The 9,582-nt window shown below is 58.6% G+C and carries 6 protein-coding genes and 1 tRNA gene; 3 read left to right on the top strand and 4 right to left on the bottom strand.

Annotated features, from left to right (window positions below; all coding sequences use genetic code 11):
• Window positions 1-37: 37 nt before the first annotated feature.
• Window positions 38-1,669, bottom strand: coding sequence for a malate synthase A (aceB, locus tag RQ935_RS06975; protein ID WP_299295526.1), 1,632 nt, complete (start codon window positions 1,667-1,669; stop codon window positions 38-40).
• Between the two features lie 103 nt (window positions 1,670-1,772).
• Window positions 1,773-3,062, bottom strand: a complete 1,290-nt coding sequence (gene aceA, locus RQ935_RS06970; RefSeq protein ID WP_311497747.1) for an isocitrate lyase — start codon at window positions 3,060-3,062, stop codon at window positions 1,773-1,775.
• A gap of 275 nt (window positions 3,063-3,337) precedes the next feature.
• Between aceA and RQ935_RS06965 the strand changes: the two genes are divergently transcribed.
• Window positions 3,338-4,840 (top strand): helix-turn-helix domain-containing protein, encoded by a 1,503-nt coding sequence (locus RQ935_RS06965; RefSeq protein ID WP_311497746.1) that lies wholly within the window; start codon window positions 3,338-3,340, stop codon window positions 4,838-4,840.
• 486 nt (window positions 4,841-5,326) lie between these two features.
• On the opposite strand, the gene RQ935_RS06960 is transcribed toward RQ935_RS06965, so the two are convergent.
• Entirely contained in the window at window positions 5,327-6,445 is a 1,119-nt protein-coding gene (locus RQ935_RS06960; protein WP_311497745.1) for a sn-glycerol-3-phosphate ABC transporter ATP-binding protein UgpC, read from the bottom strand.
• A gap of 234 nt (window positions 6,446-6,679) precedes the next feature.
• On the opposite strand from RQ935_RS06960, the gene RQ935_RS06955 reads away from it, so the two are divergent.
• Window positions 6,680-8,275, top strand: a complete 1,596-nt coding sequence (locus RQ935_RS06955) for a serine/threonine-protein kinase (protein WP_311497744.1) — start codon at window positions 6,680-6,682, stop codon at window positions 8,273-8,275.
• Window positions 8,276-8,311: 36 nt separating this feature from the next.
• Here the strand turns inward: RQ935_RS06955 and RQ935_RS06950 are convergent.
• Window positions 8,312-8,387: transfer RNA gene (locus RQ935_RS06950), tRNA-Thr, on the bottom strand.
• Window positions 8,388-8,576: 189 nt separating this feature from the next.
• Here RQ935_RS06950 and nadA point away from each other — a divergent pair.
• Entirely contained in the window at window positions 8,577-9,566 is a 990-nt protein-coding gene (gene nadA, locus RQ935_RS06945) for a quinolinate synthase NadA (protein WP_311497743.1), read from the top strand.
• Window positions 9,567-9,582: the final 16 nt, after the last annotated feature.

Here is a 9,582-nt window from a genome sequence, read left to right as displayed (position 1 = left end):
AAACCGGCTCTTTGCGGTTTTCGCGCAATCCGCGGCGTTAGGCCACGTAGTTGGCGTAAACAGGAACGGTCAGGAAGGTCGGGAACTCGTCTTGCAGCGAGATGTCGCCAAAAATCTGGACCGCGCGGGTCAGGTTGGCTTGACGCTGCGGGTCATCCCCGATTTCAGCCTTGAACTTCGCGGATTCCTCATCCATGAGGGACTGGCACAGTTCGCGAGTAACCTCGCGGCCGTCGTCGAGCTTGACGCGGTTGTGAATCCACTGCCAAATCTGGGCGCGGGAAATCTCGGCGGTCGCGGCGTCTTCCATCAGGCCGAAGATGCCGACCGCGCCGTTGCCGCCCAGCCAAGATTCCAGGTAGCGCAAGGAAACCGAAATGTTGGTGCGCACACCCGCTTCGCTCACTGCACCCTCGGTAGCAGACACGTTCAACAGATCCTCTGCCGTAACGTTCACCTCGGGACGCTGCTTCGAGATTTGGTTCGGGTTCGTGCCCAAAACCTTGTCGAACTCATCGCGAATGTAGGGCACCATGCCGGGGTGAGCGCACCACGAACCGTCGAAACCATCGGCGGCCTCGCGGGACTTGTCCGCCCGGACTTTCCGCTCAATCTCAGCGTTTTCGCTCGCGTCACGCGAAGGGATAAAGGCGGACATCCCGCCAATAGCCGACGCCCCGCGCTTGTGACACGTTTTCACCAGCAACTCGGTGTAGGCGCGCATCATCGGGGCAGTCATGCCGACCAAAGCACGATCCGGCAGGATGTACTTGGAGCCGGAATCGCGGAACTTCTTAATGATCGAGAAAATGTAATCCCAACGCCCAGCGTTCAGCCCGGCGCTGTAATCGCGCAGCTCATAGAGGAATTCTTCCATCTCGAAAGCGGCCATGATGGTCTCAATCAAGCAGGTGGCGCGAATCGTGCCGTGAGGAATCCCCACGTACTCTTCGGCGTAAGAAAACACGTCAGCCCACAGACGCGCCTCACGGTGAGACTCCATCTTCGGCAGGTAAAAGTACGGTCCGCGGCCCTTTTCAATCAACGTCTTGGCGTTGTGGAAAAAGTACAGACCGAAGTCCACCAAGGCGCCCACCATCGGCTCGTTACCAGCCATGATGTGCTTTTCCACCAGGTGCCAGCCGCGCGGACGCACCAGCAGGGTCGGCAGCTTGGTGATGTCGTGATCCTTTAGCTCGTAGTGCTTGCCTTGCGGGGAATCAAACGTGATAGTTCCCGCAATCGCGTCACGCAGGTTGACCTGGCCGCCGATGACGTTTTCCCAGTGGGGCGTGTTGGCATCCTCGAAGTCTGCCATCCACGCGGCAGCCCCGGAATTCAGGGCGTTAATAGTCATCTTGCGGTCGGTCGGGCCGGTCATTTCGACCCGGCGATCCTCCAGGCCGGGACCCAGCGGGGCAACTTTCCACGAGTCATCCTCGCGCACGTCCCTGGTTTCCACCAAGAAGCGCGGCAGCCGCCCATTGACCAGCTGCTGACGGCGGTCGTGGCGGTCACGCAGCAACTCGGCGCGGCGCCCGGAAAAATTCACGTGCAGTTTTTTCAGGAAAGTCAAGGCTTCCGGGGTGAGGATTTCGTCCTCGCGCTCAACTACAACTTCTTTGCCGTCGACGACCGGATGAACCACTTTCACAGGACGGAGTTCCATGTGTGTCTCTTTTCTTTTTTCTCAATAGATGGGTGACCGGGCGGCGTCGACGGTCTCGCAATCGAGGACGCCGCCCGGTTTGGGGGTTGAATTCGCAACGATATTAGAACTGAGCTTCTTCGGTGGAACCCTTCAACGCCAAGGTGGAGGATTCGGGGTTCACGGTGGTGGACACCAAGTCAAAGTAGCCCGCACCAACCTCGCGCTGGTGCTTGGTGGCGGTGTAGCCGCGGGACTCGGAGTCGAACTCGGCTTGCTGCAACTTCACGTAGGCGCTCATGCCTTCGCGAGCGTAGCCGTAGGCCAGGTCGAACATGCCGTAGTTGATCTGGTGGAAGCCCGCCAGAGTGATGAACTGGAAGGCGTAACCCATCGCGCCCAAGTCCTTCTGGAAGGAAGCGATTTGATCGTCGGACAGGTTGGCTTTCCAGTTGAAGGACGGCGAGCAGTTGTAGGCCAGCATCTTGTCCGGGTACTTGCCCTTGACCGCTTCGGCGACTTTGCGAGCCAACTCGGGATCCGGGGTGTTGGTTTCGACCCACAGCAAGTCCGCGTAGGGGGCGAAAGCCAGCAAACGAGCGATAACGACCTCAGCACCCGGGGTGGTGTAGTAGTGGCCTTCGGGGGAGCGCTCGCCGGTCAGGAACGGCTTGTCGGTTTCGTCCACATCGGAGGTGATGAGGTTCGCGCCCAAGGAGTCGGTACGAGCCACCAGCAAGGTCGGCACGCCTTCCACGTCAGCCGCCAAACGAGCCGCCTTCAAGTTTTGGATGTGCTGCTGGGTCGGAATCAACACCTTGCCGCCCAAGTGACCGCACTTCTTTGCCGAGGACAGCTGATCCTCGTAGTGCATCCCGGAGGCACCGGCCTCGATCAGGTGCTTGGCCAGTTCGTAAGCGTTCAGCGGGCCGCCGAAACCGGCTTCCGCGTCAGCCACGATAGGCAGGAAGTAGTCCACATCGGACTTGCCTTCGGAGTAATCCACCTGATCGGCGCGCACTAGGGCGTTGTTGATCCGCTTGACCATCTTCGGTACCGAATCGTAGGGGTAAAGGGACTGGTCGGGGTAGGTTTCAGAGGCAGAGTTGCCGTCGCCCGCGACCTGCCAGCCGGACAGGTAGATAGCCTTCAAACCGGCCTTCGCCATTTCTACGGCCTGGTTACCGGTGATGGCACCCAAAGCGTGCACGTAGTCGTTCTCGTGCAGAGCCTTCCAGAGTTTTTCAGCACCCAGCCGGGCCAGAGTGTGTTCCTGGGTGATAGAGCCCTGGAGGCGAGCGACCTGTTCACCAGTGTATTCGCGAACGACACCCTTCCAGCGAGGGTTGGTCTTCCAGTCTTTGTCGATTTCGGCGCCAACACGGGCAATGCGCTGTTCAGCAGTTTCGGTCATTTTGCGGTTCCTAACTTGTTGGGCACTCAGGTTGTGAACTTACGGGGGTTGTAGGCTCGCCATTGAGTGAAAAGGTTTATTACTTTTATTCTGGCGCTAGGTTGTCTGCGTTTTCAAGACAATATTGTGTAAAAAAATGCAAAAGTTTACACTAAGATAAAAAAATGCTGTCCTTGACCCCGGTAGGTGTCAAATGGGGTTGTGAAAAAATCCTAAACTTTCACTTAAGTGAGAAAGAGCGTCCCCTTCACGGGGAAGAACTTAGAGGTGCGACGATGACCACTAAAAAGCCTGTCCGCGGCGAAATTCCTGCCCCGTTGCCGCCGGCGGACGCGAGTAAACGCCATCACGATATCGATTTGGCGACCTTGGGCGCCCGGATTCGCTACGCTCGCACCAGCCAAGGCATGACTTTGACCGTCTTGGGGGAACGGGTCAACCGCGCCACCTCCCTTCTGAGCCAAATAGAGAACGGCAAACGCGAACCGAGGCTGAGCCTGTTAACCGCCATCGCGGCGGCGCTGGGAGTCAGTGTCGAAACGTTGATGCAGCCCAGTCCGCCCAACGAAAGAGCCGCTCTGGAACTGGAGCTGAACGAGTGTCAGACCAGCGCGGAGGCGGTCAAGTTGGGTATTCCCCAGGTGCATATTGGCCCGCGGTTACCCCACGACGCCTTGAAAGCGCTGGTAGCGACCCATCGGAAACTGCAGCAAATCACGGCAATCAGCCTGGATTCCCCCGAGGCGGCCCGCAAAGCCAACCAACAGCTGCATATCGAAATGCATCACAAAGACAACTACCTGGCTGACATTGAGCAACTCGCCACGGAAATCACCGACGCGACCGGTTTCACCGGCGGGCCGCTGCTGCAATCCGGAGTCGAAGAAATCGCTAACTACATGGGATTTTCCATAGTCAAGCTGCCTGACTTGCCGCGCGGGGCACGTTCCATCACCGACTTGAAACATCAGCGAATCTATCTGAACTCTCTGGAAGCCCGCGATCGAGACCAGCGCAACCTGATTCTGCGCGCCCTGGGGGACCAAGCGCTAAACCATCCCAAGCCCACGTCCTATCACGAGTTCCTGCGTCAACGGGTCGAGGCCAACTATTTCGCTTCGGCCGTGCTGATGCCGGAAACTGCCACTGTCGCCCAGCTGAAGGAGGATAAGCGGCGCCGGGATTTATCCATTCTGGACCTATCGGACCGGGTCGCCGTCACTTACGAGACCGCCGCCCACCGGTTCACGAATCTGGTGACTCGACACCTGGGCATTACGGCGCACTTTCTGCGGGTTGGTACGGATGGCACCATCTATAAGGCCTATGCCAACGATGGTGTGGTTTTCCCGACGCACAATGACGGTTCGATTGAAGGGCAGTTGGCGTGCCGCAAGTTCGGCGCCCGGCAACTGTTTGAACAAATCGACCCGGCAGCCCCGTACTATCAATACACCGATACCCCCAGCGGCACCTATTGGTCGGTGTCCAAGCTGGAACGCTACCGGGCGGGGGATTTTTCCATTTCGGTGGGCACGCCCTTTGAACACGCCCAGTTCTTTCGCGGCCGGGACACTTCGCGGCGTTTCCAATCCAGTTGTCCCGCCATTACTTGCTGCCGGGAGCCTTCCGCGGATTTGCAGGCCCGATGGGCGCGTTACGCCTGGCCATCCGTCAAGGTTCACTCGCATTTGCTGGCGGCGACTCCGCCGGGAACTTTCCCCGGTGTAGATGATCGCGAGGTTTACGAATTTTTGGATAAACACGCCAACGACTGAGGGTAAACACGCCGCCGGCAAATTCGCGCTCTGGGCGGGGGCCGTAGCCGGCCGGTGGGTGACTGTTGGTTCAGAAAAAACTGGGCGATTCTGGATTCCAGAATCGCCCAGTTTCAACCGGCAGGTGGTTGGGTTTTGGTGGTGTTGATTACCTGCCAGTTGAGGGGGTTTATTCAAATAGCTTCACAGTTGTGATGGGGTGACATCGAAAATTGCCGACCACCAACAGAACTATCTTCAAATTTACATGTTTCACACATAAACAGCAACTACTTTTAACATTCCAGGCTGTTGCGTAAATCATTGGAAGTTTCCGAATCAAGAGGATTTTCCCGTGAACAGGGCGCCCAAATACACGGGTGACCCCCGCCACAGGGGCGGGGGACACCCGGATTAGTTGTTGTAAGTCACCGAGACGCACACCGGCCTTGTGCAGTGACCGAGCCACCCGGCCTTGTGCAGTAACCGACCCGTCCGACGGGTGACTTAGTCGGGCAGGCGCTTGCCGGTTGCGGCACTAAAGACATGCTGGTGACCCGGGGTAATCCGCACATTCATGACACTGCCCGGTTTCGGGGCAGTACGCGGAGGTACCCGCACCACCAAGTGATCTTCCGTGACTGAACCAGAAGTCCCTTGTTCCGCACCATCGAGGTGGCCGTACACGTAGCCGTCCGAACCGAGTTCTTCGATGATGTCCACCACAATCGGCATCACGCCATCGCCTGTATCGGTGGTGATCTCCAAATCCTCAGGCCGGAACCCAATCGTGACTTCGCCGCCGTCAGCCTCAGTCAAGGCATCGCGCTGCTCCGCAGAAATCGGCAGGGAGGCTCCGTAGAGAACGGCCTTGTCGCCTTCTACCTTAAACTTGCGCAAGTTCATGGAGGGAGAGCCGATGAAGCCAGCCACGAAGTCATTTTCGGGGTGCTGATAGAGCTCGTCCGGAGACCCGACCTGTTGCAAAATGCCGTCCTTTAACACAGCAATCCGGTCGCCCATCGTCAGGGCTTCGGTCTGGTCGTGGGTTACATACAGGGTGGTGACCCCCAGTTTGCGCTGCAGGGAGGCGATCTGGGTGCGGGTTTGCACACGCAGTTTCGCGTCCAAGTTCGACAGCGGTTCGTCCATCAGGAACACTTGGGGTTTACGCACGATAGCTCGACCCATCGCGACGCGCTGGCGCTGCCCGCCCGACAGAGCCTTTGGCTTGCGATCCAGGTATTCGGTCAAGTCCAAAACCTTGGCGGCCTCCTCGACGCGCTTAGCAATTTCGTCTTTCGGAGTGCCCGCGATTTTCAGAGCAAAACCCATATTGTCCCGCACCGTCATATGTGGGTACAGAGCGTAGTTTTGGAACACCATCGCGATATCGCGATCTTTGGGCTGCACGTCCGTGACGTCTTTGTCGCCAATCAGAATGCGCCCGGAGTTGACTTCCTCCAAACCTGCCAGCATCCGCAGCGAGGTGGATTTGCCGCAGCCGGAGGGGCCGACCAAAACCAGGAATTCGCCGTCGGCAATTTCCAAGTTGAGCTCGTCCACCGATGGGGTGGTGTTGCCCGGATAGATACGTGTTGCTTTGTCGAAAGTGACAGTTGCCATAATAATTTAATCCCTTCACCGGCAGGTACGCGCCGGACGGTCCGTTGTAAAAGGTTGGATATGAAATTTGTCGGCAACGGTGCCGACCCGTCTATTATTCCAGATTTGTGCGTTCATTGCAGGTTTTCCTGCCCAAGAGTGGGTGGGCGGGGCTGACAGATTGAGAGCGGGCTGGTCTCTCCCCGGTATTTCGCACCAGTGAGGCTAAGCCGGGTTTGGCTATACTCGTTTAACATGAGCGCAAACGCCGAGTTATTGGGTGCCGAAATAGGCGGGTACGTTTTGGAGCGCCGGCTCGGAACGGGTGCCTCTGCTACCGTCTATCTGGCTCATGACGGTGGGGGTAATCCGGTCGCGTTTAAACTGTTGGCTCCTGACGCTGACCTGGGGCAGCGTGATGGGGATGCCCGCGAGCGTCTGCGCTCGGAGGCGTTGGCTCTGCAACGGGTCCATGTTCCCGGGGTCGCGGCCGTGATGGACTTGGAAGTCGACGGGGTCGATGCCTTTATCGTTACGGAATATATCCCCGGTCCAACCTTGGCTGAGGATGTGCGGGTTTCCGGCGCTTGGCAGCGCGAGGATGCTTTGGAACTGGGGGTTCTGTTGGCCGCTACCCTGAGAGAAGTGCATGAGTCCGGGATCTGCCACCGTGACATCAAACCCGCCAACGTAATTCTTGGACCGAATGGTCCAGTTTTGATCGACTTTGGGATTTCTTCCGTATTGGAAAACACCAGCGGTCTGACGCGAACCGGCTTGGTGGTGGGAACTCCAGGATTTATCTCACCTGAGGTCATCGAGGGTCAGAAAGCGGATTTCGCTGACGACTGGTGGGCTTTAGCCGCGCTGCTGTTGTTTGTCCTGACCGGACGGCCCCCCTTCGGAACCGGCTCGCCAACCGTGATTGTCTCGAGGGTGCTGGCCGGGAATCCGGATGTGGCCGGTCTGGAGGCGCCCTTGGCTGAGGTTTTTCGTCGGGCTTTGGCTCCCCAGGCTCAGCGAAGTGCGGATTTTGCCGAACTGCTCCAGGCCGTCCGGTCTGGTGCGGCCGACGAGGAAACCGCCGCGACCACCCTTCTGACCCCGGGAGGCTCGAACGAAGCGGGATACACCGCACTCATGCCCCAAGAGTTGAATGGTCGGTACAATCCGGTGGAGGTGGAGAACCCCTCCGCCGGGATGAAATCCGCTCCGGGATGGTCCGCGGAGGAAACTGGTGGTGTGGCAGACACCTGGGGGGACACCGATTTGCCGGATTCCCAAATGGCTGTCGAGCCAGATTCCTCTGCCGGCGGCGCGGAGCTCGAAACTGGCGCCAAGACCGCCCCGGGTGCGCTGCCTTTCCTAGGACTGGCAGGCGCACTAGCCTGGGCAGCGTGGGTTCCGTGGCAACCGGCAGTATCGGGAATCATCGCGGTGTTCGGCTTTTGGGTGGCGGCAGTGGCGGGCTGGCATTGGCGTTCCACCCGAAAAATTCTTTCCTTACCCGCAGCGTTCATCAAAGGCCTGGCCAGCACCCTGCCAGCCGCCGTCATCGTGGCAGCCGCGCTGTTTCTGGCGGGAGAAATCCTGGGCGGTAACAGGGTTATGCTGCCCACCGAACTGCCCGACACGGTTACCCTTTTTGGAACAATCGTTCCAAAAAGGGTTTATATCGCCCAAGCCCTGTCCGGGGCGGCGTTGCTGGTGGCGTGGTGGATTCCGCTCAGCGCTCCGCTGCGGATTGGCGCCCGGCGAGTGCTGCGGGCGGTTTTGCCCACCCCGGTGCGCCGTCTCATCCTGGGGATGTTGCTGCTAGGGCTCGCGGCGGCGGCTTTTATCTTGGTCTGAGGCGTTACTGAGAGTTATCCGGGCAAACCGGCAGAATGGAGCCACTTAACAGACTCGAACTGTTGACCGTCCGCTTACAAGGCGGGTGCTCTACCAACTGAGCTAAAGTGGCGGTTGTCCAATTTTCCCATAAATTTGCCTGCGCGACAAAGCCAGTCCATTCCCTTCACCCGCCCTGGTGAAAAAGCCGGTTATAAAGGGTTCTATAATCGGAAGCAATGTTATTACGAAAGTGACTCGAATCTTCGCGGGCTGTGTCAGGCAAGCCGTCCGGGAAACTTCAGGAAGGAAAGCTAGCATCATGACTCGAAGCGCCACAGAAACTCAAGACCTCCAAAAACGTATCCGCCAGCTGGCCCAGGAAAAAGACGCCGTGATTCTGGCTCATAACTACCAATCCGGCGAAGTTCAAGACGTGGCGGATTTCACCGGGGACTCCCTGGCTCTGTCCCGTTTAGCGGCCGAAGCCCCGCAGAGCACCATCGTGTTTGCCGGCGTACACTTCATGGCGGAAACCGCCAAAATCCTCTCCCCGCAAAAGCGGGTGTTGATTCCTGACGCCACCGCGGGATGTTCGCTGGCGGATTGCATCACTGCCGAACAGCTGCGGGAGTGGAAAGCCGCACATCCCGGTGCGGTCGTGGTCAGTTACGTGAACACCACCGCCGCGGTGAAAGCGGAAACCGATGTGTGCTGCACTTCGGCCAACGCTATTGACGTGGTGAACTCGATTCCGGCTCAAACCGAGATTCTGTTTTGCCCCGACCGCAACCTGGGAGCGCACGTGCGACGCGTGACCGGTCGGAAAAACCTGGTGACCTGGGATGGGGCCTGCCATGTTCACGCCGCGATGACCCCCGACATTTTGATGCAAGGAATCCTTGCCGCGGGGGATGCGGATGTGTATATTCACCCCGAATGCGGCGGCACTCAGGCAGCCGTGGATCTCATTGAGGCCGGCAAACTCAGCCCGGAGAAGGTCAAGGTGCTTTCCACTGGCGGAATGCTCTCGGAGGCGAAAAAAGCCCCGAAAGGTTCGCGAGTGCTGGTCGCCACCGAGGTGGGGATGCTTCACCCGCTGCGCAAAGCCAATCCAGAGGTCACTTTTGAACCGGTCATGCCCCAGGCGGCCTGCCCGTACATGAACCAAACCACTTTGGAAAACTTGGTCAGCTGTTTGGAAAGCGGTCGCGACGAAGTCTTTGTGGACGAAGATATCGCCGCGCGTGCCCGAGCCAGTGTGCAGCGCATGATTGCCATCGGCAAAACCGCCTCGCCCCAGCAGCACTAGACGCCCGAACACACTC

The organism is uncultured Mobiluncus sp. (genome assembly GCF_963511525.1).
Lineage (GTDB): Bacteria > Actinomycetota > Actinomycetes > Actinomycetales > Actinomycetaceae > Mobiluncus.
Note: the sequence above shows the minus strand (reverse complement) of the source record. Positions and strands in the feature narration are given on the sequence as shown.